A 25,674-nucleotide genomic window follows, 5' to 3' on the forward strand; every position below is an offset into this window, starting at 1 on the left:
TCAAGGAAGTGGTTTCAACGCCTGATCGGCCATGCTTCCTTCCTCGCATCGGTCTTAATCCCGGTGGAGCTTCTTGAAAACGAAGATGCCGGCCAGAGCCGCCGTGGCGGCTAGAACTGCGGCAAATGCAGTGGCGCCAGCTTCAAGACCTACGGCATCGATGAGGTATCCCGTTGCAACGGGCAACAGTCCTGCAGGGATGTAGCCGCCAATGTTGAGCACCGCATTGGCTTCGGCCCGATGGTTGTCGGGTACATGGGTTCCGATGAGCGTTAACCCGCCGAGTTGCCCCAGGCCTTGTCCCGCCCCAGCGAGCAGCGCCGCCACGATGAGCAGCACCGCCGCCGAGGCGTGGATGGCGATCGTCAAACTCACCATCGCCAGGATCGTCGATGCCGCTCCCAACAGGAAGATCGTGCGAATGTGCAGACGGCTGACGATGAACTGCACGCCGGTCGCCGTCAGGAACATCGCGCAAGCCATGCTACCGGCGATCAACGGACTACGCACTTCCAGCAGCTTTGCCAGTACCGAGGGGCCGAGCGAGAGCACGAACGATGTTGCCGTGATACCGGGCGCGAAAACCGCGACACCGAAGGCGAGGTGGCGGCGGTTCGGTGCAGGCACCGTAGGCAGGTGCAGTTTCGAATGCTGATGCCTAGCCTCACTGGCACGGCCTGGGCGTCTGTGAAAGGGAAGCGTGCTGGCAATGATCAACGCGCTGACCAGCACGATCAGCTCGATGGAGAAGATGGGAATGACGGGGTACTCAATGGTCTGAGCCAGCGTGCCGGCCAGTAGTGGCCCGAGACCCGCGCCGAGCACCATGGCGACGGATGCTGCCAAGGACGCACGGCGCTTCCGTTCGGCACCCCCCATGTCGACGACCCCCGCCATGCCGGCCGAGACGATGACCCCGATGGCGATGCCGGTCAACAACCGCGCAATGCCCAGCATGACGATGGAGGAGGCAGTTGCAAAGAGAATGCACGCAACGATGGCTGCGAGCAGTCCTGGAATGAGCACCGGCTTGCGCCCCAATCGGTCCGACAGTTGTCCCGCCACCAGTAGCGTGAGCAGCAGCCCGACGATGTAGGTCGCGAAGATCACCGTGAGCATCCCTGCGGAAAAGCCGAGCTGCTGCTGCCAATGCACGTACAGCGGCGTCGGGGCATTCGAGAGGATGAATACGGCCGTCACCATCCACGCCGCTGCCCACATGCGCCGGGCTGGTGGGGGCGGGACGGTGTCGGTACCTGGGAGCACTGCGGCGGTGAGCGGTGTGTCGAGCATAGTCATGACGGTTCCTTGTACGAGTTTTATCGAACAATAGCACAGTTCGATAAAACTCGTACATATGCTATAGTCGGACCATGGCAACATCCCATTCCAAAGACCGCAGCTTTGACATGCCATCCGACCTGCCCGAGGCTCTGCCCGAACCAGCCACCACGGACCTTCGTCTCGAAACGATCATGGGTGCGCTCGCCGATCCGTTGAGGCTGACGATCATTCGCAAGCTCATGCTCGAATCAGAGGCTTACGACCATGCGTGCGGGTGGTTTGGCTTCGACCGGCCCAAGTCTTCGCTAACCCATCACTTCAAGGCTTTGCGTGAGGCGGGTCTGATTCGCCAGCGCCAGTACGGGCTGGAGCGCCGCAGCCGGCTACGCACCGAAGACCTCAATGCACGCTTTCCCGGTTTGTTGGAGTTGGTGGCTCATTGGAAGCCGCCATCATTGAAGAAAAAACGAGGCTGAAAGCTTGGCGGCAGAGCGGCGACCACCAGCGGGTTGCTGCAGACCGGCTCAGCGATAATGCACGCCCACCTCGGCCATTCCGCACCGAACAGGTCGCTGCGCAAACCCTTCGCCTGCTGGGCGAAGGGTGTCTCGAAGAGGCGGATATCGACTCCTTCCGACATTGCGTCAGCAAGGCAGCAAGCCGCAGTTGTGCACTGCCATCGGAAAGCGCATTCCGCAGGCTGCCGCAATAACCAGTTGCTGCGGCTTTAATATTGGTCTTGGCCTGGTCAATGGTGGCGAAGATGCGGCGCACATCTTCCAGGAAGACCTTGCCGGGCCAGGTCAGGCGTGTGCTGCGCGTGGTGCGCTCGAACAACTGCACACCCAGGTCGTATTCCAGTTCCTTGATGGCCCGAGACAACGGCGACTGCTCGATATGCAGACGCTCGGCGGCCCACGCAAAGTGGAGTTCCTCAACTACAGCGAGAAAGTAACGTAAATGCCGCAGTTCCATCAGATAGCCTCAAGGTACGTCCGCAACTTATGGTTCAGAAACCACGGCTTGTGCGGGCTGTCGCACACTGCTAATCAAGAACGCAGCCACAACTAGCGCGGCGCCGATAGCGACAGTGGAGATGGCAAAGGCATGCTCAATTGCCGCCGTATCGGATCGCGCCCCAAGCACCGCGTAGAATAACCCGCCGATGAGCGCGACAGCCAGCGCCGCACTGATTTGCAGTACGGAGTTGACAAGCCCAGCGGCCAGTCCTGCCCAGCGGTTTTCAACCCGGTCGACCACAGCGCGGACCAAAGTCGGCAACGCGATGCCTTGCCCAAGACCAATCAAGAACAACGCTGGGGACATTGCGCTCGGTAGGATAAACACCACCACGGCGGCAACCCCGAGCAGGCCGGTTGCCTCCAATAGCATCCCGACAGCCGAAGTCTTGTTGCCGAATCGTCGACTGAACCAAGGACTGGTAAGCGGTCCGAGCAGGAAGCCAATAGCGAGCGGCAGAATCGCTAACCCGGCATTGAGCGGAGCGCGGCCCAAACCCGCCTGCTCGTAAACGGAAAACGTCATAAAGAACGCCGCCAAGGCGTAGAAGAACAGCGTGGCCGCCAGCCCCCTCCACAAACCAGGAACGTTCAATAGCGCTGGTACCACAAGCGGATCGCCACCCCGATGAACCACATGCTGCTCATGCCGCCAGAACAGGCGCATGAGTGGGAGAAAGGCGATCAAGAGCACGATGGCCCATATCGGCCACCCTCGCTCCCGTCCCTCAATCAGCGGCACAACCAAGGCGCTAAGTGCGACTGCCAGTAAGACCGCGCCGATGAGATCAAGTCGTGACGACTGGCGGGCTTGGCTTTCGCGCAATAGAGCAAGAGCCACAGGAACCGTGATGGCAACGACTGGCAGGTTGACCAGAAACACGCTGCGCCAACCCAGGCCCAAGGGGTTCGCAGCGATCAGCGCGCCGCCCAGCATTTGGCCCGCCACCGAAGCTAAACCGAAGGTCGCACCGTAAAAACCCAAGGCCCGTGCCTTTTCCTTGGCGGGAAACAGAGCGTGGATCGACGCTAAGGATTGCGGCGCCATAATGGCTGCGGTGCAGCCCTGCAACACACGACCAACAATGAGCACGGTGGGCGACCAGGCGAAGCCGCACAATGCGGAGGATGCGGCAAATCCGAGCAGTCCAGCTACGAAGACTCGACGGCGGCCATAGAGATCGCCGAGGCGTCCACCCAGGATGAGCAGAACGGCATAGGCCGCCGCATATCCAGAAATGACGAGTTGTACGGCGGCTGCGTCGGTGTTCATATCCGCGCGAATCGAAGGTAGCGCAACGTTGACGATGAAGAAGTCCAGGGGCGGCAGGAACGTTCCCGCCAACAGGACCACCAGGGCTCCCCAGCGACGTGGATCAGGCGCATCGGCTGCCGCGGTTTGGGGCGCTGCACTTGGCGTATTGTTCATATACCTCTCCAATATAGGAACTAATCAGTTCCTAATTAGCTAAAAAAAAGGCTCAGCCAAGCATCCGCATGGCAATGGCTGCTACCTCTGTCATTTCTTTTGCGTTTGGGCCAAGCTTACCGAGTACGCGCATGCCCTCAATGGTGCATAGCAAAAAGCGAGCAAATGCATCAGGTGAGTGCGCATTGCTGATTTCGCCCGTGGCTTGTCCTCGACGTATGGTGTCCGCCAGCAGCGCGCGCATCGATTCGAACATCCGGGCCACCCGTTGGCGCACCTCCTCATCGCCGGGAAGTAATTCCGTGGCCGCGGCCGTGACGACACACCCACGCTGCCCCTCCAGCGCCGATGACAAACGGGCGTAGTAGCGCAGCGTCGCCTGTATCGCCTCACGGGCCGAACCTTTGTTGAGGTCGCCGCGCAGCCGATTCAGCCCCTCGGATGTGTACCGGTCCAAGGCTGCCAGGAAGATCGCATGCTTGTCGGTGAACGCCTTATAGAGGCTGCCGCGCACAAGCCCAGTTCCCTCAATCAGATCGACGAGAGACGCTGCGTGATAACCGCGTGCCTGGAACACGGCAAGTGCATCTCGTACGGCATCATCGATGTCGAACTCGCGTGGGCGACCGGGGCTCGTGGGATAAACGTTCTTTGAATTCATGGCTCATTATAAACCATTCAGTTCCAAATACAATGAGCTTGATGGAGCAAGCAAATTCAAAGGCCAGATCAGTCCTCAACCAATAGAAGGTCCTCGCTGCCGCCCGAATTCCCATGACACCACGCCGCCACGCACTACGGCTGTCATGGTCTGCCCCAGCCGCTGCTCGATCATCGGTCGCCACGGTACAAGGCTGAACCCTATGCTGTCGTCGAGCATGGCGAACCGGCCGCTGGCCAACATCACACTGCGCCGGTACACGCCGCTGACTCGCTCACCATCAGTCACCACCCGATGCGTCAACCCGGTTTCAGCAGCGATGCCATGAGCAGCCGCTGCGACCTCCCGGCCGCGCAGCGTCGCCAACAAGTTGCGCGCTAGGATCACCCGCTGCCCGTTTCGCTTTGCTAGTCCCTGATCGACCAGAAAGTCGGCGCGCTGCCGTAGCGCATCGCGTACTTCGCCGCCGAACCCGTTGTCCGATATGCCGCTGGCGCCGCCGATCAACTGCTGGTCCAACCAGGTTGCGCCGATCACGCGAGTCTGCCGCTCAATAGGCAAGTGTGAACGCAGTTCCACGGCTACGCCGCCCAGCCGCTGCGCGTCGTACTGGCGACCTTGTTCGGGCAAGTCCGTCGGTACCCGCCACACTCCTTCGGCCACCCGCTCGACGATGCCCGTCCGACGCAATGCTTCCAACCGGCGCACATGGGCATTGACTACCTCGTTGGGGTCGCGCTCAGGCGTGGCCTGAACCTTGGCTATCGTCAGGTGGTGGTCGGTGCGGTACACGCCATCGACCGCGAGTGCGGCGATGTTCTTGTCGGCCGCGCGAATCTCGGCCGACCCGCGTGCCTCCACCACGGACCCCACCGGGTACTGCTCCAACTCCACCTTGGCATTCAGGGCAACGTAGTGCGCCTTGCCGTCGATGCCATCGATTACCAGATAGCCTCGGTCGTACAACTCGTCGGCCATGCCTTTGGCTGCTACCCGACCGACTACCGGGCGAGCGTTCTCGCCTGGCTCGAACACCGCCAAGTCACGCGGCACACCGTTCATGGCTCGCTGCATGGTGCGCACGATGTCGCCACGCTCGCCCATCGTCCGCAGAACCTGTTCGGCCTCGGCTTGGACGGCCCACACGCCGGGCGATGACTCGTGCGCCAGCCCCATGCGCTGCAAGCGTTGCAGCCGTCCGACCAGCAACACGCGCTGCTGTCTGTGCCATGGGTCATCGGCGGGTTGATTGATGTGGACCAACCCACCTTGGGCTTCGCGTTGCAGCGTGCGGTCCAGGCTGGTCCAGCGCTCCTGATCGACCTCCCGCCGCAGACTCTGCTGGATCTCCAGTTCGGTGCGCGGCCCCAGCCATTCGGTCGCCAGTTCGGAGGCCCGTTCGCGCATCCCTTGGGCGATGTAGTCGCGGGCAATGATCAAGTCCTTGCCGGTGTCGTCCTTGCCGCGCAGCACGACGTGGGTGTGCGGGTTGTCGGTGTTCCAGTGGTTCACCGCCACCCAATCCAGGTTCGTTCCCAAATCGGCTTCCATGCGGCTCATCAGGTGGCGGGTATAGCGGCGCAGATCGTCGAGCTGCTCGGCGTCCTCCGGCGAGACGATGAAGCGGAACTGATGGCGGTCTGCCTTGCCACGTTCCTCGAATGCCGCCAAGTCAACGCTGTCTGTCGTCAGCCCGTAAGCTTGACCCGGTTCGCCATCGCGGCCGACACCCTCGCGCTCAATGTAGCGCAGGTGCGTGGTGGTCGAGCGCGATCCGGCTCGCTTGAGATTCACCAGCCGGGTCTTGATCGTGACGCGCCGTGAGCCCGGCTGTGCCGAGCGGCCGGTAAAACGCGCGGCCACATGCCCCCGCCCAAGGCGTGCGCCAGGCCGCGCTCCCGACTTGCGTACCGACTTCCCCCCAGCCTTGCTGACCTCCTTCAACACCTGGGAAATGAACTTCTGCTGACGGTTCTTCGGTGCGCCGGGGCGCACGCGGAAACGGTCATCGTCCTGGTTGCTCATGGCAAGAACTCCAGCGCAGCACGGCTAGGCCCAGCGGGCGAAGCACGCCATTCGATCAATGCGGGTGCGAACTTTGCGTCGTCTGCGGCACAGCGCCACCCAAAGCGCGTGCCGCGCCAACCCACGTGCAGACAAGGCTTTCGACGCGCCGAAGTGCCGCGTCCTTTTATCTTGCCCTCCGTCTTTCCCGATCGCCGGCGCGACCGGCTCCGACGGGCGGGCTGCGATCGTCTGCACGGGTGAAGCACCGTAGCCGCAGGCTGTGGTGCAAGCGAAGTGCAGTGGGACTGCGTGAAGATTGGCATGCCGCGCTGCACGTTCATGGCGTACCCCAGGTCCATAACGGCTGCGCGCTGCCGATCACGGCTGCGACAGACACAGGGCCGAAGTAGCGGCTGTCGAATGACGCCGGGTTGGTCACGCTAAGCAAGAACAGCTCGCCGTCGTGAAGCCGTCGGCATTGTTGCCAGATGGGCAGCAATCGGCCTCGTCGATCTGCTTTCAATGCGGTGGCAACCGCCACGCCGTCGATGCGAACGATGTGCTTCTCGATGCACACCTGCTGCGGCGACATCGCGCCGATGCGCTTGAGCAGCGGGATGTGCTCAGGCAGGTAGCCACGCTGCGCAGCCAGCGCAGCGGCGTCTGCCGGAAGCCGGGCGAGCACGATGCTGTCGACGTGCAGCGAGTAGGGCGGGCCGATGCGGTACCAGCCAGGCGGTACGCTGTCGCTGGGGTTGTAGACGATGCGGGCAACGGGTGTGTGCATCGACGGCCAGGCGAGCGCAGCAACGCCGAGGCCGGTGAACAGCACGACCAGCAGGCGACGGGTGTTCATCGCAGCACCTCGCCAGCAAGGTAAGCGGCATGCCGCTCGCTGGTATAGACCGGCAGCGGTAGGCGTGCGAATAGTCGATTGCCCAGCGTGCGCCAATACGCGGGCGACACCGCTACCGGATCGACGCCGAGTGCTTCGATGGTATCGATCTGTGGCAGCACTGACTGCACCTGCCGTTCGCCCTCGGCGCACAGCAGCAGACGCGCGCCCGGCTGGATGCCTGCGATGCGCTGTACCGCATCAAGCGGCGTACACGCCTGCAACACCAGAAGCTGCCAGCGCGTCGTGCCGTAGTCATTGGACTCCCATCGCACGCGGCAGAACACAGCCGCTGGTGTGAAGATCGCGCAGCGCCGCCAGCGATCCAGCCGCAGTTCACAAACCGGATGACCGAAGCGTAGGTAGACGTTGATCCGGTGTTCGGCGAACGCCAGCGACACGCGCGTCAGCGGCGTGTCGTTCGTGACGCTTGATAGCACGGGGCGAGGTGTGGGCGACCTCTCATTCGTGGTCTGTTGGAGCACATTCATGGTTGTTTTTCCGGAAATTCGTGTTCCAACAGATCGCGCAGCATCTCGGCAACCGTGATGCCGCGTGTGAAGGCTGCGACCTTGATGCGGGCGCGCAGCGCCGGCGTCACGTCGATGGTCAGCCGGGCGGTGTAGAGATCGGTCTTGCCGATGTCTGCACCGTCGCCTTGGCGCACCCAGGCGTCCGCGTGCGGGTTGGCGGGCGGACGCGCGCCGATGGCGACGCGTTTGCCGTTCTTCATCGCGCCATCCTCAAGACTTCATCGGTGAGCGCCGCGATCTCGCGTGCAGCAATGCTGCCCACGTCGAGTTCGCGCGCGAGCTGACCTCTGGCCACGCTGTCGGCAAACACGATGCGCTGCCGAACTTCCGAGAGTAGCGATGGCAGCGGTTGATCGGCGAGTGCGCTGCGAGCCTCGCGTCCGATCACCGTGGTGCTGACGCGCCGGTTGATGATGAAGGCCGCGCGTAGCGCGGGCCGGAACACCTGCGCTTCGCGGATCAGCGCCACCATCTCGGCGCTGGCCCACACGTCGTAGGGACTGGGCTGAACCGGGATCAGCACCAAGTCAGCCGCGAGCAGCGCGGAGCGGGCGAGGGCGGCTATCCGGGGCGGGCCGTCGATCACGATGTGATCGCAGCGTCTGGCGAGTTCTGGCGCTTCCTGATGCAGGGTTTCCCTGGACAGACCGACAGCGCCGAACAGCCTGGGCAAGCCGTTCTGGCTGCGGCGTTGTGTCCAGTCCAACGCTGAGCCCTGGGGATCGGCATCGAGCAGGATCACCGAGCTGCCTTGCAGCGCCAGCTCACCGGCGATGTGCGTGGCGAGGGTGGTCTTGCCGACCCCACCTTTCTGGTTCAACAGCGCGATGATCATGTTGCGCTGCCTCCGGCGCGCCGGTTTATCCACAGCGCGCGGGGTCTTCTTATCGTTAGTTTTATAGATTCAAAGTTAGAACCTAAGTTAGGAGACGCCGAAACCCGCGCCGCAAAAGGCTTTTCGGTCGATCCGTACTCCTGATAGCACGAGACGGTTACTCCTGATAGCACGAGGATTCCCACTCCCGATAGCACGAGCGGATTCACCGCTTTTCCACAGGCACTGCACCGGCACCGAAGCTGCCACCGGGCCGCAGCGGTGCCGTGGACGGCACGGCGCGGAAGGTCAGCACTTCCGGGCCATGCCTTGGTCGCAGGACGGCAAGCGTGTAGCCCGGCAATGGCTGACGTGCCACGATGCAACGCAGGTCGTAGGCAAAGTCGGTGAAGCGCGCCAGGCTGCCGGACTTGCGGTGCAGGTGCGGGAAATCGAAGCGCCAGCCGTCGCGCTGCCAGCCGCCGTGCTTGCGCACCAGGCGGTACAGCCAGCGCTCGATGCCGCCGGTCAGGCGGAAGTAGTTGGCGTCGATGGTCAGCACCAGGCTCTCGTCGAGCACGCCGGCATAGAACCAGTCCGGCAGGATCAGTTCGATGCCCTGCGGTCGGCCCTGGCCGTCCACGCGCTCCTTCCACTCGTTGATCCACGAGAAGCGGTGCAGACGCCGCGCATTGTGCTGACGGATGGACGTGGCCACGCTGGTGGATTGCAAGCGGTCCAACGCAGCCTTGAGGCGCTGGTAGTCGCGCAGCGATGTGCCACGGCCGATGAAGCGCAGGATTTCGTAGGGCGTGGCCGCCATCAGCCGCGATGAGCGAATCCCCGCGTCGCGCGCCTCGACGATCTGGCTGGCCGCCCAGATCAGGATGTCGGCATCCCAGATGGTTGCCAGGCCATGCTCGGCCGTGCCCTCGACCCGCACCGTCACGCTGTTGGTGCGGAAGTCGATCGGCACCGTGCGCTTGCTCTTGGCCAGCGAAAAGAACGGGTAGGCCATCAGGTCTTGCGCATCGCGTGCTGGCAGCTCGCCGGAGAAGGCATGGAACAGTTCGAGCTGCTCGCGCTGCGGGTCGTGCCCGATGGTCATCAGTGACGGTGTTCATCGCCGATCAGCGCACGCCGGGACGGCGCGCGGTGTACTCGGGGTCGGACGTCATCTCAAAGCTGCGCGCATCGGCCCAGGTTTCGAGGTCGACGATGGCGTACATCACGCGCCGACCAAACTTGCGGAAGCGCGGCCCGCCGCCGATCACGCGCTGTTTTTCCAGCGTGCGCGGCGACAGCCGCAGGAATGCGGCGGCTTCGTCGTTGGTCAGGTAACGCGCTGGCTGCGCGGATTGAGCAGGCTGCTGGGTGGCAGTGGGTGCGGGATACGGCCGTAACGGTGCGGGTCTCATGGCATGGGTCTCCATCGGTCAAGATCGCCGACGAAGCAATCGCCGCCGGATGGAAGCAGTCTCGGGAAAGTCAGGCGTTCTGCGCAGGGGCGTTTTGCGTCGCCGCGCTAACGTCCCTGTGCGGCCCTGCCGAGTTAGAGTAGGCGGTGGTATCCACCACCCATGAGCGTTTGCCCGCGCCGGATTAGGCGGCGAACCTGGGCGCGCAGATCGCCGTCGTCGTACCAGCGCTCGGCGACGGCGGTGATGCCGAACAACACTTCGGCCACGCCGCGCTGCGAAGCACCGGCCAGCGTGCCGTCGAGCGCCTGCAGGGTGCGCATGTGGAGCATTGACGTGCGGCCTGGTCGGTCCGTGGCGATCGCGGTGTGGCGTGCGGTGGCGGCGTCGAGCATCGCCAGCTTGGCTTCGATTGCGCACCAGCGCTCGCGAAGCTGGCAACCGGCGCGGACGGCATAGACGTAAGCCATGCCGTCTTCCAGTGCGGGAGATATCGCCATGCGCAGTATGCGATTGACAAGCTGAGTGGTTAGCACCAGGCGCTTGCCGTCGTGCATCAGGTGCTTGCGGCCGGGGAAGCGCCAGAGCTGGAACAGCAGCGCATCGGCCGTGGGATCGGCATCGGGATAGACCTGGATTACCGAGGATGGATCAGGGAACCAGTCGGGGTACGCGTCGCGTGCATCGCGCGTGGGGTCTTCCAGCAGGCGCAAGCCCCAGCGAAGCGCCTCGTGCTGCGGACGGCGCCGGTGGCGTTGCCAGGCGCGGTGGTATTCCGGGTTGCGCCGCAGGTATTCCCAAGCCAGCGCGGGGCCGTCCAGATGTAGGACGTACAGGTATGCAGCGCTTGGATGCCAGTGAACGGCGTTCGAATCAGCCATGGCGAAACCTCCTCTCGGATGGAAGGAAATCAATCGACAAGGTGGCCGACAACGGGCCGGGCATTCGCACTATTTGCGACAGCGTTGCGCCGTTGCTGTACTGAGTAGCGATCAATACAAAAAAGGTCTGGACCCAGACCCAAGAAGACGTAATGCGAACCGTTGCGGCATCGCATGGAGTGGCCCGCCAGCGGCGGGCCAACAGGGATCGATCAATCGTTGATCGATCCGTCGGCCCGAGCCAGCCGAGCGTATTCAGACAGTCGCTGCCTTGGCGTGAAATGCAGATCGCGTGCAACGGCCAAGTTCCGTGGCCCGCGAATGCCTTCAAGGACGGAGAGTCGCACGTGGCCGAGTTCCGGCGTGCCAATACCGAGGTCGATCAGGCCGAAGGCGGTGTCGCCATCGTCGGGATCGAGTTCGGTCAACAGCCAGGTTGCGTGCGCGTCCAGGGTGAACAGCTTGACGACTGGCAGCGGGTCGCGCTTCTCGCCGCGCGCGGCGGCGGTGCCGTTGTCCAACAGTTGGGCGCGGTGATCGTCGGTGATGAGTGGTTTCATGGTCGCTGCCTCGAATCGGCCGAGATCAACGGGGCGTTAGTTTTGCGCAAACGTGCTGATGCGCCAAAGCGTGACTGTGAAAGTGCGCTTCTGCGCCAAATCGCCAAAGCGGATTCCACTGAATCCGTGGAGGTACGAATCGACGAATGCGTAGATACAGAAGCCATGATTTCAGTAAAAGCGGTTTTTAGCATAGACACGCCCGCAACAAGTTCAAGCAGGGAAGACTAAAAATGAACACTATAGATTGTAGTCCTATAGGGCGCTATCAGGTGTCATCGTCGTTTTGCATGAAACGATTTGATGACATTGAAGAACTCATTCCCTGCGGCGCTCAAGACAGTCAGAAAAGCCCGTGGCCTCAGCCAGGAAGCTTTCTCGGACGTGTCGAGCCGCACGTACATGAGTTCGCTCGAACGTGGCCTGAAAAGCCCGACCTTGAGCAAGGTCGCCGAGCTGTGCGAGGTCATGGACGTGCATCCGCTCACGCTGCTGACGCTGGCCTATGGCGGCGACAGCAAGGGGGTGGGTGCAGTCATCGAGCGCGTGCAGCGCGAGCTGGCCGCCATACAGGCCCAGAAAGGCAAATAGGCGAGAAAGGACGCTGCCGAGCGGCAGCGCCCGCGTGACGGCTACGTCACGATGCGCTCCGCCAACCGCGCTTCACGCGCATAGGCGCTAATCGCCTTCGTCGCAATGAAGTGCAGATCCCGCTCGACCGGAAGGCCGAGACGGCCACGCACCGATTGCAGCTCGGTCAGGCTCACATACCCCAACTCTGGGAAACCCTGCCCCAGGTCGCAGAGTCCGAAGGCATGGTCGTGGTCGTGCGGGTCAATCTCGGTGAGCAACCAGGTCGCACCCGCGTCGGGCGTGAATAGCTTGACCACGGGCGGTGGGTCGTAGTTGCCGTCTTCGATGGTGCGCCTGCCGTTGGCCAGCAACTGCGCGTGTTGTTCGTCGGTGATGAGCTTCGTCATGGTCTTCTCCTTGGAGGAATTCGGGGCGGGATTGCCCGAGACCGCGAGAAGCGCGGCGCAGCGCAGCCGTCAGGGTTCAAAGACGGCCGCAGGACGCCAGCGTGCAAAGCACGCGCAGACCTTGACGGCGAGAACGCCGTGGTACGTTGAAGGGAACAGCAAGCCAGCCCATCCACACCAATACACTGGACTCGGCAAGCGCGGTGCGCAGGCGTCAGCAGACCGCAGAGAGGGAACGATGGAAGCCGAAGGGATGAGACGCCATGGGCGGCTCGTTGCGCAGCACGACAGCGCGACCCGGTATCATAGGGGACGCACGCCACCCGGTTCTGACCCTGCCGATAACCAGGGCTTGGAGTGGTTCGGATGCCTATGGAGTCGCTTCACTCGCGCACCAACCGATCCCCATGGACCCGCATCCAGCCGGCCAGGGAATCCAATGTGGCCCGCAACGTCTTGCCCAACTCGGTAACTTCATATTCCACCCGTGGCGGTACTTCGGCGTAGACCGTGCGGCAAACCAGCCCTCGTTGTTCGAACAGGCGCAGTTGCCGGGTAAGTTCTTTCTGCGTGATCGGTGCCACTGCTCGCTGAAGATCGCTGAAGCGCACGGGTGCATCAATGACGATCAGCCGGTACAGAATGGGGATGGCCCACTTGCCTGAGATCAGGTTCACGAAGTCCACCATCGGGCAGCGTTCGGTGGGGCGGATTTCAGCAGAAATTACTTGCAGCCGCGTTTTCTTTAGAACTGTCATAGCTATCAATTTCCTCCTTTAGTACCCATAAGGTGCCTACTATGCAAAGTATACTATTAATTGGACAATTCCTCTTTCGACTTTTTCAGGAGAGCACGGCATGTCACGACTTCAAGACAAATACGCACTTATCACGGGAGGCACCAGCGGCATCGGCCTGGAAACCGCGCGCCAGTTCTTGGCAGAAGGTGCCACGGTAGCGATCACCGGACGCAGCGAAGCCGCCCTGGCGGCTGCGGGCCGGGAACTGGGCGACTCGGTGCTGTTGCTCCAGAGCGATGCCGGCGACATCGCCGGTCAGCGCGCGCTGGCGGAACGGATTGCGCAGCAGTGGCCGCGCCTCGATGTGCTGTATGCGAACGCTGGCGACGTAACCCACCGCCCGTTGCAGGATTGGGACGAAGCCGCTTACGACCGGCTCATGGGCATCAACCTCAAGGGCCCGTTCTTCCTTGTCCAGTCCTTGTTGCCCTTGCTGGCGAATCCGTCGTCCGTGATCCTGTGCGGCTCGGTCAGTGCGCACATCGGCCTACCGCAAAGCAGCGCCTATGCCGCGAGCAAGGCGGGGTTGCTCTCCCTGGCACGCACCCTATCGGGTGAACTATGGTCACGCGGCATCCGAGTCAATGGCTTGAGTCCAGGTCCGACCGAGACGGCTGCGCTGGGCAAGCTGGGCCTGCCGCCGCAACAGGAGGAAGCCTTGCGAGGGCAGATCAAAGACCTCGTTCCTATCGGCCGCATGGGCACGCCGTGGGAATTGGCCAAGGCGGCCGTATTCCTGGCTTCTGACGAGTCCAGTTTTGTCGTTGGCACGGAACTACAGGTTGATGGCGGCGTGGGCAACCTGTGAGCAGACAGACGTGTGCGCCGGGCATGGCGCGTTACTTCATCGGTGTAAGTCCGATGGCCAGGTTTTCGCAGAGCCGAAGGCAAGGACAAGGGCGTCGTCGCGAGACGGGGTCTCAAGGAAGCTCAATCCGAAGCTGCGGGGCGATGAACAAAAACCGGATATGAGGTGTGATGCACTCGGGACGAGCGGGCACGTGACCGCGAAGTCCTCCATCTGCGGCAGTAGTGCCCTTATGTAAAGCTTTGCATAAGGGCACGGTGCTGCCAGTCAACTGCATGCGATTGGCTGGCCAGCATGGAACGATTTCGCGGTCATCGAGCGCGTGCAGCGCGAGCTGGCCTTCATCCAGGCCCAGAAGGGAAAATAAGCGAGTAAAGGGCGCTGCCCAGCGGCAGCGCCCGCGTGACGGCTATGTCACGATGCGCTCCGCGAGCCGCGCTTCACGCGCATAGGCACTGATCGCCTTCGTTGCAATGAAGTGCAAATCCCGCTCGACCGGAAGACCGAGACGACCACGCACCGATTGCAGCTCGGCCAGGCTCACATAGCCCAGCTCCGGGAAACCCTGCCCCAGGTCGCACAGGCCGAAGGCATGGTCGTGGTCGTCCGGGTCAATCTCGGTGAGCAGCCAGGTCGCGCCCGCGTCAGGTGTGAACAGCCTGACCACGGGTGGTGGGTCGAGGTCGTCGTTGTCGAGGGATTGCCGGCCGTTGGCCAGCAATTGCGCGCGCTGTGTTTCGGTGATGAGGTTCATGATCGCAATTCCTTGAATGGACGCTCCCGATCGGAGCGCTGCGATCCGGGCGCACGCGCAAAGCGCGGCCGTCATACCCCCAACACGGGCGAAGCCGGCGCGGGCCGGGGGTTGACGGGCGTGCGGCGTGCGCCAAGCTGCGCTGCCTATCCGGTCGGTGATGCGGCCATGCTGTTCAGGAGTGGCTTCGTCATGAAGCGCCGCAACGCTGCGGTGAGCAGCGGTCGGCATCAGACCAAGTTCGATGGCGCATGAGATCTGGCAGGCCGATCAGGCGCAGCCTGTTCGGCGAATTGCGAGGGGTGCCAAGCACAGCGCGGCGGGGATGGGCGTTGAGCCGATCCCCTGGAGGGCAAGAGAAGCGCAGGCGTCAGCGATGGAAGCCGAAGGGACGAGACGCCGGTGGCTCGATGCGCAGCACGACAGCGGGACCCGGCATCGCCGGGGACGCACGAATGCCTTCAATGCCGATGCACAAGGATTCGTAGAACCCGGAATGTGTTGTTGCCCAAGTCCACGAATTCGCAGAACCGTTTTCACTCATCTCCGTGAAACTACAAAACCGTAAATCCGTAGAAGCGGCTTTGTGCCCAAGCACGGATACGGATGCACGGTTCCACGGGATTCCGTACTCCGCCAATCAGCGATTCAGTGCATGAAATGAGACGACCCGCGATGCGCATCGCGGGCCGCTGACGGTGAACGCAAAAACGCCCCGCCGCAAGGGCGGGGCGTCGAGGGCAACGATCAGTCGCCCTTGCTGCGCGACCAGATCAGGTTGTGCGCGCCGCCCTCGCCTTCGACCAGGCGGGCATAGATGGTCGCCGGGAACGACGGGTCATCCAGGGTTGCCGACAGGTAAGGCCGTTCCGCCTTGCTGATTTTCTTCCACGCCGCGCCGATCTCGAAGTTGCCGGCGACGATGCGGTAGTCCGGGGCGTTGTCGCTCTCCTTGGCGTTCGGAACGAATTTGACCTTGACGTTGAGCGTCAGGGTGCGAACGGTGCCGGTAAAGCTGTCGTTCTGTGCGGTGAAGATGCCGATGTTTGCCATGATGAGTTCCTTTCGGTGAATCAAGGTCGCGCCCATCGCGGCCTTGTCGGTGATCCAAAGGGCGAGGTACGGGCGGGCTGCACCGCATAGAGGCCGCAACGCAGTGGAGGACCGGGAGGCGCGGCGATTTTGTTGCGCGAGGAAGGCACGCAGTGCCGGGGAAAATCGTTGCGCCGGACGGTTGCAGCCATGAAGCCCGAGGCGCAGCCGGTGCCGCGCCAGGATTCACGACAAGCCAAGGCCGCCGTTGGGTGCGATCCTCACCGGAAGGCAGCATGGCTCCGGTATCTCCGCACAAGCGTTGCGCCGGCACGCACCCCATTGCAGGCAAGGTCGGTTCCGAATCACCAAGGATGAACGCTCCGCGCGCATTGGCGCGGGCTTGATGGATTGCGGCGTGGATGGCTCTGGACATGGTGGACGGCCTGCCGGTGAGCCGCCGTCGTTTCTGGCGACCTGCCCGCCCGCGTCGAGGGCGGTGCGTCATTGCACAAGCGCGCGCAGCAATGCTTGTCGCACTCCGGCGTCCCGCCTGTGCGGCGGGGCGCGTTTTTGGGAATTGGTTGGGGCTGTCGGCTGTTAAAACGCGCGCGGCATACCTGCCGCGCGCGACGCGCAAAAAATGGCCCGGCGGAAACTCGCCGGGTCATCTTACTTATGCACTTGCTTACTCGCCCGTCTCAGCGTCCGGGAGCGTTTCTGCTGGTGCCTCCTGTACCGCTGCCCGCAACATCACCGGCAGCCAACCCGTGCCGACCGCCAGCCGTTCCGCTTCGCTGGCCAGATCGTTCTTCTTGAGCTTGGCCAGCCGCGCCGCATGCTCCGGTGCGAACGCCTGCACCGCTTCGATGGCCTTGGCCTTCGACACATGGGCGAAGTAGCCTTCGGCGGTCGGTGTCCACCACAGATGCATGTCGAGGCCAACCGCCTGCGCCAGCGCGGTAGCTGGCAACGTGTCTTCGCGTGGCGTCACCGCGCCCACCGTCGCAGCCACGCATACCGCCAGCAACGACAGCAATTCCGGCTGGGGCAGTGCCAGCAGTTCCGCGAACAGTGCGTCCGGGTCACTGGGTAGCCGTGCCGCCCATGCCTGCCGTGCTTCCCGCAAGCCGATCAGGGCGGGCGACTGCGCCACGTCCGGCGCAAATGTATCAAGTCCATCCTGCGGCGAAGCGCTGATGTTGATCGGCGAATCGTCCGAACGGTAGCCATCGACCACCACGCGCAGCGCGAGGCGATGCACCACGGCCACCAGCGCCACTTGCGGATGGCGGGCGACTTCCGCTTGCAGCGCCGCCGTGCGGTGCGCGCTCAAGCGCCGCGCCAGCTTCTCGGAAATGTTCGACGTGGTCGGTTGCTGCGCCTCGGCTTCGCTATCACCGCCAGCCTGCATGCCTTGCCGTTCCTGTGCCCGCAATGCCTTGGCCTCGCCCTCACGCAACAGGCCGCGATGGATCGCGATTTCGCCCGCATGATCGACAGCCACGATAGCCCCGGCCATCATCAGCACCTCGGGTGCAAACACCAACAGCGATTGCTCGATGATGTCGAGTTCCGCACCAAGTTTGTCGCTTTCCTCGTAGAGGGGCGCGGCTTCTTCTTCCGCGATGTCCTCGGCATCGTCGGCATTCAGCTTGTCGTCGATGGCCTGCTGCCGCGATTGCAGCTTGGCGATGCGCTTGGCCTCGGTCTTGTTCGGCGTGCGCCGGTCACGGCGGGCACGCTGAAAGCCGTGCAGTTCCGCCGATGTGATACGCGGCACCGTTTCGACCCATGCCCAACCCTCCGCACGGGCACTGTCCGCAGCGGCTGCAAGTTTGTCGCGCGCCAATGTATCCAGCAATGCAGCATCGGAGAGAAACACGCCCCGTGTGTCGTCCGAGAACAGGTCGCGCCGCACACCGCCGCCTGCGGCCTCGTAAGCGTCGATACCGACGAAGCGCGCCAGCGCATCGCGCGTGGCGTCGATCTCGCGTTCGGTCAGGTGTTCGCGCAGCGCATGCGCGCTACGCTGCCACTGCGGCGCGTCATAGAACGCCGCCTCTTGTGCGCTGTGATCGTCCGTGATGGCGAGCGCCATCAATTGGTCGAGCGTGACAGTATCGGCGCGATAGTCGGCCAGCAGGCGCGGCGAGACATTTGCCAGTTTCAAACGGCGCTGCACCACAAGTGGTGTCACACCAAAATCAGCGGCAATATCTTCGACAGGCCGACCTTCGGCCACCAACGCGGCGAACGCCTCGAACTGCTCGCCGGGGTGCATGGCCTCACGCTGCACGTTCTCGGTCAGGCTCACGGTACGTGCCGATGCATCCGGTACCAGCAGGCAAGGCACTTCATGGGTCTTGGCAAGCTTGCGCCGCTTCGCCAGCAGCTTCAACGCTGCCAGACGCCGCTTGCCTGCGACGACTTCGTAATGCTCACCATCGCTTGATGCGGTGACGGTGAGATTTTGCAGCAGACCGACGCGGGCAATGCTCGATGCCAGCTCGGGAATCGACGCGCCGCCGCTCTTGCGCACGTTGCGGCTTGAAGGCCGCAACTGCGACAGTGGAATCAGCAGCAAGTCGTATGCCGCAATGGTAGCGGCGGAAGGGGTAAAAACTGCTGCGTGTAGTGCTTGGGTTTCTTGGTGGGTAATGGTGTTCATGGTGATAGCTCCTATCCCTCGCGGGAAGTTAAAAACAAAATGGGTGAAAAAAACTGGTTGTCGATTTCACGGTGTCGGTGTCTGCATGCGCGGCCCTCCTGTGGTTTTCAAAACCGACCGGATTCCAAGATTCGGAGCCCGGTGTTGGCTTTGGTTGGTTCGGCGCAGAGACCTGGGTCGGTCCCTGTTTGCCGCCGTCTTTCCTGAGTTCATCGCCCGCGAAAAACCGGGCCTGCGAGGGGCGGGCTGTCAAGGAAGAAGCGCAGGGTTGGTGCGGCCCGCAGCCGTAGGCGAGGACTCGGCCCTGCGCGCCTTGACGGCCAGGCACTGCGGGCTACGGTCGCGGGAGAAAGCGATGAACTTGGGGAAAGACGAACAACGGCCGATGGGCCAGGGGCTGCGCTGAAACCAACGCCGCGCGGCAAGCGCCTCTGCGTGCCGAAGGCACGCCTAGATGGATGGCTGTTGGCCGATCAGGTGCAACCTGTTCGGCGGCATTGCAGGGGCGCCAAACACAGTGCGGCGGGGATGGGCTGCATAGCCGATCCCCTGGAGGTCAAACGCAGTGCGCAGGCGTCAGCCGACCGCAGGGAGGGAACGATGAAAGCCCGAGAGGGGCGAGACGCTATGGCGGCTCGATGCCATGCACGACAGCGCGGCCCGGCGATGCCGGGAGACGCAACGACAATTCAGGCAGGAACGCCGAACTAGCCAATGCGAAGCATCTGGTATCTGTCGGCTGGTTCCCCATGCCAACGATGGCGAACACCTACAGCCATCGAGTGGTCGCGTAGCGACCGCCGCCGTGCGCCCAGACGGAACGGATGGGCGCGCGGCGGCCTGGCCTGGCCGCCCGCTGTTGTCCCGCGTGCCTTCATTCGAGGGGGCATGACTCCCCCTCGCTGATTCATCCGGTCAAGCCTTGAGCCGCTTCATGCCTTCGGCCAGCATCCACAAAGCCCGGTTGATCTTGACGTTCTGGTCAATGCCTTGAATGGGCCGGGTGCTGTGCCTGCGTCCGGTGGCGGTGCGTCCATGCAACCCGCCTTGCGTCAAATTCTCCTGCACACGGTTATAGGCGCTCCACAAGTCAGGCCGGTCGTCGTCGCGGCGGCGCGGCGTCAATAGTTGCGATTCGGTGATCGGTGCGGGTGTGGTCGGGTCGTCGTACTTGAGCGATAGTGCCGCATGGGCAAACACTTCGGCCTCGCCTCGGTCCAGCGTAATGGCGCGCATCTCGTCGCGGCGTTCGCGCACCAGATCGAAACCGTCCAGCACGTCATACGCGCCCTCGATCACTTGCCCGACCACATCGCCTTTGTGCGGGATGCGCAGATCGGCCACGGTATCGCCACACACCAAGCCGTTTTTGCACACGAAGCGGAACATGCCCGCCAACATTTGATAGCTGCTGGTGCCATCGTGCGAGTTCAGCAAAATGATTTCGTTGGCCTCAGCACCATTGATCTGGTCGGCATGGCGCAGGCGCACCATGTGCTTGGTGTGCTCGCGCTTGCCTTCGTCGCGCACACGGGTCTGGCACACCATGAAGGGCTGGAATCCTTCCTTGCGCAGTTCGGACAACACCGCGCCGGTTGCTATGTAGCGGTAACGGTCAGAGCGGCTTTCGTGCTTGTCCTCGGCAAAGATGGACGGGGCCACGGTGCGGATTTGCTCATCTGACAGCGGATGATCGGCGCGCAGCACGGGGGAACGGGAAGCGAAACGGGAACTGAGTTGCATGGTCTTTCTCCTTTGATTGAAGCTGTGGTTTCAAAGCTGACCGGATTCCAAGATTCGGAGCCCGGTGTTGGCTTTGGTTGGTTCGGCGCAGAGACCTGGGTCGGTCCCTGTTTGCCGCCGTCTTTCCTGAGTTCATCGCCCGCGAAAAACCGGGCCTGCGAGGGGCGGGCTGTCAAGGAAGAAGCGCAGGGTTGGTGCGGCCCGCAGCCGTAGGCGAGGACTCGGCCCTGCGCGCCTTGACGGCCAGGCACTGCGGGCTACGGTCGCGGGAGAAAGCGATGAACTTGGGGAAAGACGAACAGCGGCCGATGGGCCAGGCGATGCGCTGAAACCAACGCCGCGCGGCGAGCGCCACTGCGTGCAGCAAGCACGCTTGACTGAAAGTAGGCAAAGTGGAAGTAGGCAAAGCGCGTGGCGCGCAATCGACGTTGTGTGCTGGCCGATCAGGCGCAGCCTGTTCGGCGGTCCTGTGGGGCGCCAAGCCTGCGCGGCGGGGTGGGCGTCAGCCGACCCCTGGAGGCAAGCGCAGCGCGCAGCCTTTACTGAACGTCAAGGACGCAGCAAAAAAAGGGGGCAATGCCCCCTCGGGCTACAACAGCCCGCGTTCGGCAAAACTCAGGATGTCGCCACCGGCGACGATCAGGTGATCCAGCACGCGCACGTCCACCAGCGCCAGTGCCGACTTTAGTGCCTGCGTGAGCATCTCGTCGGCGCGCGACGGTTGGATCGAACCGCTTGGATGGTTATGCACCAGCAATAACGCAGCGCTGTTCCTGGCCATGGACTCCTTGACCACCTCGCGCGGATACACCGATGTCTGGCTCACCGTGCCGCGAAACATTTCGACGTATTCGATGACACGGTTCTGTGCATCCAGATGGATGACGGCGAACACCTCGTGCTCCAGCGCCCCCAGCTTCACCCGCAGAAAGTCGCGCACCACCTGCGGCGAGTTCAGGACTTCGCAGTCGCGCATCTGTCCTGCGAGCAGACGCTGCGCAGCCTGCAATACCTCGTCGGCATTGGCTGGACGGTAGTCGCCCGTGACATCGCGAACGAGAAGGGAAGAATCGAGAGAATGAGTAAGTTGCGACATGATCGTGCTCCAGTCCGAATCGGGCGGAATTGCCCGGAACCGGAGGAACACGCCGCAGCGCAAGCAGTCAGGGGTCGCAGACGGCCGCATGGACGCCAGCGTGCAGGGCACGCGCAGCCCTTGACGGCGAGAACGGCGTGGTACATTGAAGGGAACAGCAAGACCACCCCACACACTCCACCGCCTTTACGGCAAGCGGCGCGCGCAGGCCCAAAGGGCCGGAGGCGTCAGGGATCAATGCCGAATGGCCGTGACTCGGCACGAGGCGCGGGGCAACGCCCGCGAGCCCGACGGCGGAAACGCCGGGACGCCCAGAGTTGGTCAACAAGATTCACTGCGCAGTAAATATTGCGGTTTTGTCGAATATCGATACGGAAAATTAGAACGGCAAATCGTCGTCGGGTGCCACGATCGTTATCGGTGCAGTCGCGTGTTTCGTTCTGGCTTCGATTGATTTGATGAATCGGATCGAACTGGCAACGTGGTTGAAGATGAGCAGGCTTTCCTCGTAGTTGAGGATCGGGTTGTCATGGGCCAGGCTCTTGTTGTTGCGAACGTCACTGAAGGCTTCGAGCACAGAAATGCTGGACTTCAGGATGCGCTCGGTCATCAACGATTCAAGGTGATCAGCGTCACGTAGGCGCTTCACATACTCGCCGAAAATGCTGTGCAAAGCTTTGTCGCGGTTGACTTCAACGCCACGCTGTTCGCACAGTGTGCGCACGTATTTGATGACGAACGTGTGCAGCCGATCCAGAGCCGCTTCGGGCTGGTTTTTTTCGATGGCTTCGCGCACATGTTGAGCAACCGTTTCAAAGTCGCGCTCGTCGACCGTGGCGGTCAATGCATCCAGCTCGGCGACGGGTGTGTCGCGCATCATGCGGCTGGCGATTTTCCAGCAATCATCGGTCAGTTCGGTCGATCCCGGCTCGTCGCCCAGACAGTTCTCAGCCTGACCGTACGAGATCAGCGCCTGGATCACTTTGCCGACCAGATGGTTGCCTTCGATTGCCCAGAATCCGCGCATGCGGTTCGCTTTGGAGGTGCCACGCTCGCGGTAGACGGCGGCATCAATGTCACGGCGCGTGTGTTCCTCGAAAAACTCGCTGAATGTGCGGTCCGAAAAATCGAGCACGTAGCCGCCACCCATGCGGAGCAGCCGTTCCAGTTTGCGGCGTTCTATGGAGGACAAATCGGCCATGGGATTTCTGCTTGGTATAGGTGTTGTGCGCAGCGGAGGCGGCGTCTCGCCATGGATTAAATCCCGACGCGCAGTCGTTTGGCGCGTTCCTTGAAAGCGCGTTCGCCACCTTCCAAGATATCGCAAACATGCTGCCGAATACGCGAGTTCTCTAGGCTGCCGCTCTCATAGGTGATGAGAGGCAACTGGCCAGGCCGATGCGGCCCGCATGTGGCGACGATCACCTGATCAGCATCGGTGTTCACAACCAGATTGGCGTTGTGCGTCACGATGATGATCTGACGCCGCTTCTTGGCGTCCCGGAAGCGATACACCAGTTCTTGGAAGATCGATTGGGGGTCCAGGTTCTCTTCGGGTTGATCGATAATCAGCGGTCGGTCATCTTCCGCGTCGATGGCGAGGTATAGCAGCAACAGCACGATGCCGCGCGTTCCGGGCGACAACTGCTCAATGTTCGCGCCGTCGTATTGGAGACCGTACCCGACAGTGATATGGTCAGTGCTGTACAGCCAGTCTGAGACGCTACGCGCCCAAGCACGAAAGTCCGTGCCCTCGGGCATGTGGGTTCTGAGCGCGGCTTCGTTTGTCTTGACGAATTCGAATAGCGCGGTGGCGGCTTGTGCCGCATTGCCAGTGGCCCATGCAGGTCGCAGACCTTCGTACGCGGATCGCAACAGCTCACCGTGTCCCCTGAAAGGTCCGTTGGTGCGTAAATCCAGCAGCGCTTCGCCCGCGAGAGCCCACTGATCGAGATCGACAAGGCGCTGTACTGAAAACGACAGCTTCGAGAGTGAGCCGGCAGATTGGTCGATACGCTCCTTGATGGGGGCGTACAAGGTCGCAAGCTCTGCTTCCTCTTCGATGATTGCCTCGAAGATTCCGGCGTAGGCCACGCGGCGTGCGTCAATCAGAGTACGGATGCGCTCGTCGGCGCCCTGAACGCGCTCGATCTGCTGAAGAACCTTGGTCAGAGCGCCATCGGCCTTCGTGATTTTGTCCGACAAGGCGGTGAATCGTTTCGCATTCTGCGCATCGACGCCGACCAAGGTTCGCAGGCGCGTCAACTCCCGCTCCAGCAACGATAGCGTCTGGTTGGAAAGATTGGCATCCTGCGGAATCAGCGCGATGGTTGGATCAGGGTTCTGCGAAACCGGAGGATCGGTTTTCGCTGGCCCCTGCAATGTTTCGATCAGCAGTTGGGCTTGCTTAATACGTTCCGTTAACAACGAATCGACCGCACCGACATAGTCGACCTTGAACGCCTCCCAATCGGTGGCATTTAACCCGGCCTCGTCGCGTTCTTCCATCAAGTCGGCCAGCATGGCCGGCGCTTGCCGAGAACGGAAGTCGAGCACGTCGTTCTGCAAATGCAGCAAGGCCTGGTGCCGCCGTTTTGCGTATTCGACCTGCTGACGTTTTTCATCGGCGGCGAGTGAGACCTGTTCGTGGCGCGCGGCGCGTTCCTCGTTGCCCTTGGCGATCAGCGATTTGCGGTCGTTCTTGTCTTTCTCGATAGCACGCTTTTTCTCGTCGCGGTCTTTCTCCAACGCTTTGAGCCCGTCCTTTTTGACACGCTCGTCGGTGAGAGCAGCGGACGCCCTGCTCAGGGTCTGTTGCTGGCGCTCACGTTTTTGCCGCGAGCCTTCGAGGCGAATGTCCAACAACTCCTTGAACGAATCGGTGCCGAGACGGTCGGTGAGCGCGTGGGCATTGAAGATCACGCGCTCGATTTCTTTGACCAAAGCACCATCCAGGCCTTCCGCTGAGCAGAGTTGATCGACGAACTGTTGCGACAGGTACTGGACATAAGGGGTGTCCAGCAGGTCTTCCATGTCGGCCTGGGTGAGGCGATTGCCGGTTTTTTCACCGGACGCCCAGTGCAACTCGGCCGCGCTGTCGCCCAAGTGGTCCTTCGCGCGAAGAATGAACGACCGCTCGTTGAGATGTGGGGAGAGCGCCAGACCGCCCGCAGCGATCAGGTCGGCCAGCGCGGTCTTGCCGGACCCTCGTGCGCCGATGACGGCAACCAGGCCCGCGTTCAATTCAATGGTGCCTTGAGAAATCCAAGGCGCGTTGGTGACGGACACGGTATTGATTGTGTGTCCCTCCAGGGCACCGCGCGGTGGTTTATCGCCAATCGAAACACGTTCCTCGGGCTCGATGCAAACCTGGCGCAAAGACTCGAACGATAGATCGCCCTTGATCCAACAAAAGCGACTTGCATCTGGCTGTCCAACTTTCGAGGCTGTATGCGCATCTGAACCATGCAAGCAAGGCTTGAGGCCGTTGTACTGGCTTTCCAGTTCAGCGACGGATGCGTTACCTTTGCCGAGCCAGAAATTGATCTGTTGCGGCGTGGCACTAAAGACGATGTTCGCGATACCTTCGACGTGCTTGCGTGAAGAGGCGAACGAAGCGGATGCGTCACGTAATCCGGAAGTTCCATCCTTCTCGCCGCCAGCAATGGCGATCAACGCGTTTTTCTTGACCCAGTTGTTCTTTGCCCATGCCTCGGTGAGTTGATCGAGCTTAACCTTGAACTGGTTTGCTCCCTCCGAGCGTGCCGCTTCGTCGTCCGTCAAACTTGGTTGGTGGGCACGCCCCAGGCGGATGAGGTCGCTGCGCTGGCAGCGGTACGGCCCGCCTTGGTAAGAGAAATCGAGTTCGAGCAAGAAGCGCTTGATCTGTTCGACGTGATCCGAATCTTCCGGAGAAAAGAGCAGGTGAATGTTGACCGCAGACGCCTTGGAGGTCTCGATGCTCAGTCGCAATTCGACGTTGGGAAAGATCAGTCCGACATTGGCGAGACGCCCTTGGCGTTGTTGCTCGACAACCTGCTCGTAGCGTTCAATGCCAAAGTAGTCGGTAATACCCAATGCTCGGATGGGCGGGTCCGACGCTTCGATCGCACCGAGAAAGGATTCCCAAGGATCTGTCCCCGTGTATTGATTATTGAGGGCGGTGCCAGGCGTATGGATGTGCGGGTCCCAACGATGCCATATTGAGCCTCGCTTGTTTTGCGTATCGATTGCTCCAGCCATACGATCCCCTTTGGTGCTCTCCATCCAGGCAGAGTGCCCGGCAGAGA

25 protein-coding genes and 1 pseudogene are annotated in these 25,674 nt (G+C 62.1%); 4 read left to right on the top strand and 22 right to left on the bottom strand.

Features of this window, described 5'->3' with window-relative positions; translation table 11 throughout:
• Positions 1–54: 54 nt before the first annotated feature.
• Positions 55–1,299, bottom strand: a complete 1,245-nt coding sequence (locus ACFDAU_RS07980; protein ID WP_413439434.1) for an MFS transporter — start codon at positions 1,297–1,299, stop codon at positions 55–57.
• A 74-nt stretch (positions 1,300–1,373) separates the two neighbouring features.
• Between ACFDAU_RS07980 and ACFDAU_RS07985 the strand changes: the two genes are divergently transcribed.
• Positions 1,374–1,760 (top strand): ArsR/SmtB family transcription factor, encoded by a 387-nt coding sequence (locus tag ACFDAU_RS07985; RefSeq protein WP_413439435.1) that lies wholly within the window; start codon positions 1,374–1,376, stop codon positions 1,758–1,760.
• Between the two features lie 17 nt (positions 1,761–1,777).
• Here the strand turns inward: ACFDAU_RS07985 and ACFDAU_RS07990 are convergent.
• From ACFDAU_RS07990 to ACFDAU_RS08045, 12 genes and pseudogenes are all read right to left on the bottom strand, one after another.
• A pseudogene (locus ACFDAU_RS07990) lies at positions 1,778–2,259 on the bottom strand (LysR family transcriptional regulator); the annotation flags it as partial.
• 27 nt (positions 2,260–2,286) lie between these two features.
• Complete coding sequence (locus ACFDAU_RS07995) at positions 2,287–3,732, bottom strand: MFS transporter (RefSeq protein WP_413439436.1); 1,446 nt, start codon at positions 3,730–3,732, stop codon at positions 2,287–2,289.
• Positions 3,733–3,784: 52 nt separating this feature from the next.
• On the bottom strand, positions 3,785–4,393 hold the full coding sequence (locus tag ACFDAU_RS08000; RefSeq protein WP_413439437.1) for a TetR/AcrR family transcriptional regulator: 609 nt from the start codon (positions 4,391–4,393) through the stop codon (positions 3,785–3,787).
• Between the two features lie 75 nt (positions 4,394–4,468).
• Positions 4,469–6,418 (bottom strand): DUF3363 domain-containing protein, encoded by a 1,950-nt coding sequence (locus ACFDAU_RS08005; protein ID WP_413439438.1) that lies wholly within the window; start codon positions 6,416–6,418, stop codon positions 4,469–4,471.
• Positions 6,419–6,737: 319 nt separating this feature from the next.
• Positions 6,738–7,256, bottom strand: a complete 519-nt coding sequence (locus tag ACFDAU_RS08010) for a S26 family signal peptidase (RefSeq protein WP_413439439.1) — start codon at positions 7,254–7,256, stop codon at positions 6,738–6,740.
• Complete coding sequence (locus ACFDAU_RS08015) at positions 7,253–7,786, bottom strand: DUF2840 domain-containing protein (RefSeq protein ID WP_413439440.1); 534 nt, start codon at positions 7,784–7,786, stop codon at positions 7,253–7,255. Before ACFDAU_RS08015 ends, ACFDAU_RS08010 begins: the two co-directional genes overlap by 4 nt.
• Positions 7,783–8,028: a chromosome partitioning protein ParB gene (locus tag ACFDAU_RS08020; protein WP_413439441.1), complete on the bottom strand. Its 246-nt coding sequence runs from the start codon at positions 8,026–8,028 to the stop codon at positions 7,783–7,785. Before ACFDAU_RS08020 ends, ACFDAU_RS08015 begins: the two co-directional genes overlap by 4 nt.
• Entirely contained in the window at positions 8,025–8,663 is a 639-nt protein-coding gene (gene parA, locus ACFDAU_RS08025; protein WP_413439442.1) for a ParA family partition ATPase, read from the bottom strand. Before parA ends, ACFDAU_RS08020 begins: the two co-directional genes overlap by 4 nt.
• Positions 8,664–8,868: 205 nt before the next feature.
• The gene (locus tag ACFDAU_RS08030) at positions 8,869–9,750 is read right to left on the bottom strand and encodes a replication initiator protein A (protein WP_413439443.1); all 882 of its coding nucleotides are present in this window, start codon (positions 9,748–9,750) and stop codon (positions 8,869–8,871) included.
• Between the two features lie 22 nt (positions 9,751–9,772).
• Positions 9,773–10,060: a helix-turn-helix domain-containing protein gene (locus tag ACFDAU_RS08035; RefSeq protein WP_413439444.1), complete on the bottom strand. Its 288-nt coding sequence runs from the start codon at positions 10,058–10,060 to the stop codon at positions 9,773–9,775.
• 134 nt (positions 10,061–10,194) lie between these two features.
• Positions 10,195–10,941 (bottom strand): DUF2285 domain-containing protein, encoded by a 747-nt coding sequence (locus tag ACFDAU_RS08040; RefSeq protein ID WP_413439445.1) that lies wholly within the window; start codon positions 10,939–10,941, stop codon positions 10,195–10,197.
• A 212-nt stretch (positions 10,942–11,153) separates the two neighbouring features.
• Complete coding sequence (locus ACFDAU_RS08045) at positions 11,154–11,501, bottom strand: DUF2958 domain-containing protein (protein WP_413439446.1); 348 nt, start codon at positions 11,499–11,501, stop codon at positions 11,154–11,156.
• Positions 11,502–11,804: 303 nt separating this feature from the next.
• Between ACFDAU_RS08045 and ACFDAU_RS08050 the strand changes: the two genes are divergently transcribed.
• Entirely contained in the window at positions 11,805–12,092 is a 288-nt protein-coding gene (locus ACFDAU_RS08050) for a helix-turn-helix domain-containing protein (protein WP_413439447.1), read from the top strand.
• Positions 12,093–12,133: 41 nt separating this feature from the next.
• Here ACFDAU_RS08050 and ACFDAU_RS08055 read toward each other — a convergent pair whose 3' ends face one another.
• Entirely contained in the window at positions 12,134–12,481 is a 348-nt protein-coding gene (locus ACFDAU_RS08055; RefSeq protein ID WP_413439448.1) for a DUF2958 domain-containing protein, read from the bottom strand.
• Between the two features lie 383 nt (positions 12,482–12,864).
• Positions 12,865–13,239 carry a winged helix-turn-helix transcriptional regulator gene (locus ACFDAU_RS08060; RefSeq protein WP_413439449.1) on the bottom strand — a complete coding sequence of 125 codons (375 nt, stop codon included), beginning with the start codon at positions 13,237–13,239 and terminating at the stop codon, positions 12,865–12,867.
• Between the two features lie 100 nt (positions 13,240–13,339).
• On the opposite strand from ACFDAU_RS08060, the gene ACFDAU_RS08065 reads away from it, so the two are divergent.
• On the top strand, positions 13,340–14,089 hold the full coding sequence (locus tag ACFDAU_RS08065; protein WP_413439450.1) for an SDR family oxidoreductase: 750 nt from the start codon (positions 13,340–13,342) through the stop codon (positions 14,087–14,089).
• Between the two features lie 409 nt (positions 14,090–14,498).
• On the opposite strand, the gene ACFDAU_RS08070 is transcribed toward ACFDAU_RS08065, so the two are convergent.
• Positions 14,499–14,843: a DUF2958 domain-containing protein gene (locus tag ACFDAU_RS08070; RefSeq protein ID WP_413439451.1), complete on the bottom strand. Its 345-nt coding sequence runs from the start codon at positions 14,841–14,843 to the stop codon at positions 14,499–14,501.
• Between the two features lie 120 nt (positions 14,844–14,963).
• On the opposite strand from ACFDAU_RS08070, the gene ACFDAU_RS08075 reads away from it, so the two are divergent.
• Complete coding sequence (locus ACFDAU_RS08075) at positions 14,964–15,098, top strand: hypothetical protein (protein WP_413439452.1); 135 nt, start codon at positions 14,964–14,966, stop codon at positions 15,096–15,098.
• A gap of 492 nt (positions 15,099–15,590) precedes the next feature.
• Here the strand turns inward: ACFDAU_RS08075 and ACFDAU_RS08080 are convergent, their stop codons facing one another.
• From ACFDAU_RS08080 to ACFDAU_RS08105, 6 genes are all read right to left on the bottom strand, one after another.
• Positions 15,591–15,896, bottom strand: coding sequence for a DUF736 domain-containing protein (locus ACFDAU_RS08080; RefSeq protein WP_413439453.1), 306 nt, complete (start codon positions 15,894–15,896; stop codon positions 15,591–15,593).
• A gap of 667 nt (positions 15,897–16,563) precedes the next feature.
• On the bottom strand, positions 16,564–18,546 hold the full coding sequence (locus ACFDAU_RS08085) for a ParB/RepB/Spo0J family partition protein (RefSeq protein WP_413439454.1): 1,983 nt from the start codon (positions 18,544–18,546) through the stop codon (positions 16,564–16,566).
• Positions 18,547–19,461: 915 nt separating this feature from the next.
• Complete coding sequence (locus tag ACFDAU_RS08090) at positions 19,462–20,289, bottom strand: DUF932 domain-containing protein (protein WP_413439455.1); 828 nt, start codon at positions 20,287–20,289, stop codon at positions 19,462–19,464.
• A 589-nt stretch (positions 20,290–20,878) separates the two neighbouring features.
• Positions 20,879–21,385: a RadC family protein gene (radC, locus tag ACFDAU_RS08095; protein WP_413439456.1), complete on the bottom strand. Its 507-nt coding sequence runs from the start codon at positions 21,383–21,385 to the stop codon at positions 20,879–20,881.
• Positions 21,386–21,764: 379 nt separating this feature from the next.
• Positions 21,765–22,586, bottom strand: a complete 822-nt coding sequence (locus ACFDAU_RS08100) for an abortive infection family protein (RefSeq protein WP_413439457.1) — start codon at positions 22,584–22,586, stop codon at positions 21,765–21,767.
• A 56-nt stretch (positions 22,587–22,642) separates the two neighbouring features.
• Positions 22,643–25,627 (bottom strand): TrlF family AAA-like ATPase, encoded by a 2,985-nt coding sequence (locus ACFDAU_RS08105; RefSeq protein WP_413439458.1) that lies wholly within the window; start codon positions 25,625–25,627, stop codon positions 22,643–22,645.
• Positions 25,628–25,674: the final 47 nt, after the last annotated feature.

Origin of the sequence: Sulfuriferula sp. GW1, from assembly GCF_047300855.1 — a bacterium.
Lineage (GTDB): Bacteria > Pseudomonadota > Gammaproteobacteria > Burkholderiales > Sulfuriferulaceae > Sulfuriferula.

Excerpts from the sequence above, each read along its gene's own strand:
- ACFDAU_RS07980 (WP_413439434.1), bottom strand. The coding sequence starts at position 1,299 with ATGACTATGCTCGACACACCGCTCACCGCCGCAGTGCTCCCAGGTACC.
- ACFDAU_RS07985 (WP_413439435.1), top strand. The coding sequence starts at position 1,374 with ATGGCAACATCCCATTCCAAAGACCGCAGCTTTGACATGCCATCCGAC.
- ACFDAU_RS07995 (WP_413439436.1), bottom strand. The coding sequence starts at position 3,732 with ATGAACAATACGCCAAGTGCAGCGCCCCAAACCGCGGCAGCCGATGCG.
- ACFDAU_RS08000 (WP_413439437.1), bottom strand. The coding sequence starts at position 4,393 with ATGAATTCAAAGAACGTTTATCCCACGAGCCCCGGTCGCCCACGCGAG.
- ACFDAU_RS08005 (WP_413439438.1), bottom strand. The coding sequence starts at position 6,418 with ATGAGCAACCAGGACGATGACCGTTTCCGCGTGCGCCCCGGCGCACCG.
- ACFDAU_RS08010 (WP_413439439.1), bottom strand. The coding sequence starts at position 7,256 with ATGAACACCCGTCGCCTGCTGGTCGTGCTGTTCACCGGCCTCGGCGTT.
- ACFDAU_RS08015 (WP_413439440.1), bottom strand. The coding sequence starts at position 7,786 with ATGAATGTGCTCCAACAGACCACGAATGAGAGGTCGCCCACACCTCGC.
- ACFDAU_RS08020 (WP_413439441.1), bottom strand. The coding sequence starts at position 8,028 with ATGAAGAACGGCAAACGCGTCGCCATCGGCGCGCGTCCGCCCGCCAAC.
- parA (WP_413439442.1), bottom strand. The coding sequence starts at position 8,663 with ATGATCATCGCGCTGTTGAACCAGAAAGGTGGGGTCGGCAAGACCACC.
- ACFDAU_RS08030 (WP_413439443.1), bottom strand. The coding sequence starts at position 9,750 with ATGACCATCGGGCACGACCCGCAGCGCGAGCAGCTCGAACTGTTCCAT.
- ACFDAU_RS08035 (WP_413439444.1), bottom strand. The coding sequence starts at position 10,060 with ATGAGACCCGCACCGTTACGGCCGTATCCCGCACCCACTGCCACCCAG.
- ACFDAU_RS08040 (WP_413439445.1), bottom strand. The coding sequence starts at position 10,941 with ATGGCTGATTCGAACGCCGTTCACTGGCATCCAAGCGCTGCATACCTG.
- ACFDAU_RS08045 (WP_413439446.1), bottom strand. The coding sequence starts at position 11,501 with ATGAAACCACTCATCACCGACGATCACCGCGCCCAACTGTTGGACAAC.
- ACFDAU_RS08050 (WP_413439447.1), top strand. The coding sequence starts at position 11,805 with ATGACATTGAAGAACTCATTCCCTGCGGCGCTCAAGACAGTCAGAAAA.
- ACFDAU_RS08055 (WP_413439448.1), bottom strand. The coding sequence starts at position 12,481 with ATGACGAAGCTCATCACCGACGAACAACACGCGCAGTTGCTGGCCAAC.
- ACFDAU_RS08060 (WP_413439449.1), bottom strand. The coding sequence starts at position 13,239 with ATGACAGTTCTAAAGAAAACGCGGCTGCAAGTAATTTCTGCTGAAATC.
- ACFDAU_RS08065 (WP_413439450.1), top strand. The coding sequence starts at position 13,340 with ATGTCACGACTTCAAGACAAATACGCACTTATCACGGGAGGCACCAGC.
- ACFDAU_RS08070 (WP_413439451.1), bottom strand. The coding sequence starts at position 14,843 with ATGAACCTCATCACCGAAACACAGCGCGCGCAATTGCTGGCCAACGGC.
- ACFDAU_RS08080 (WP_413439453.1), bottom strand. The coding sequence starts at position 15,896 with ATGGCAAACATCGGCATCTTCACCGCACAGAACGACAGCTTTACCGGC.
- ACFDAU_RS08085 (WP_413439454.1), bottom strand. The coding sequence starts at position 18,546 with ATGAACACCATTACCCACCAAGAAACCCAAGCACTACACGCAGCAGTT.
- ACFDAU_RS08090 (WP_413439455.1), bottom strand. The coding sequence starts at position 20,289 with ATGCAACTCAGTTCCCGTTTCGCTTCCCGTTCCCCCGTGCTGCGCGCC.
- radC (WP_413439456.1), bottom strand. The coding sequence starts at position 21,385 with ATGTCGCAACTTACTCATTCTCTCGATTCTTCCCTTCTCGTTCGCGAT.
- ACFDAU_RS08100 (WP_413439457.1), bottom strand. The coding sequence starts at position 22,586 with ATGGCCGATTTGTCCTCCATAGAACGCCGCAAACTGGAACGGCTGCTC.
- ACFDAU_RS08105 (WP_413439458.1), bottom strand. The coding sequence starts at position 25,627 with ATGGCTGGAGCAATCGATACGCAAAACAAGCGAGGCTCAATATGGCAT.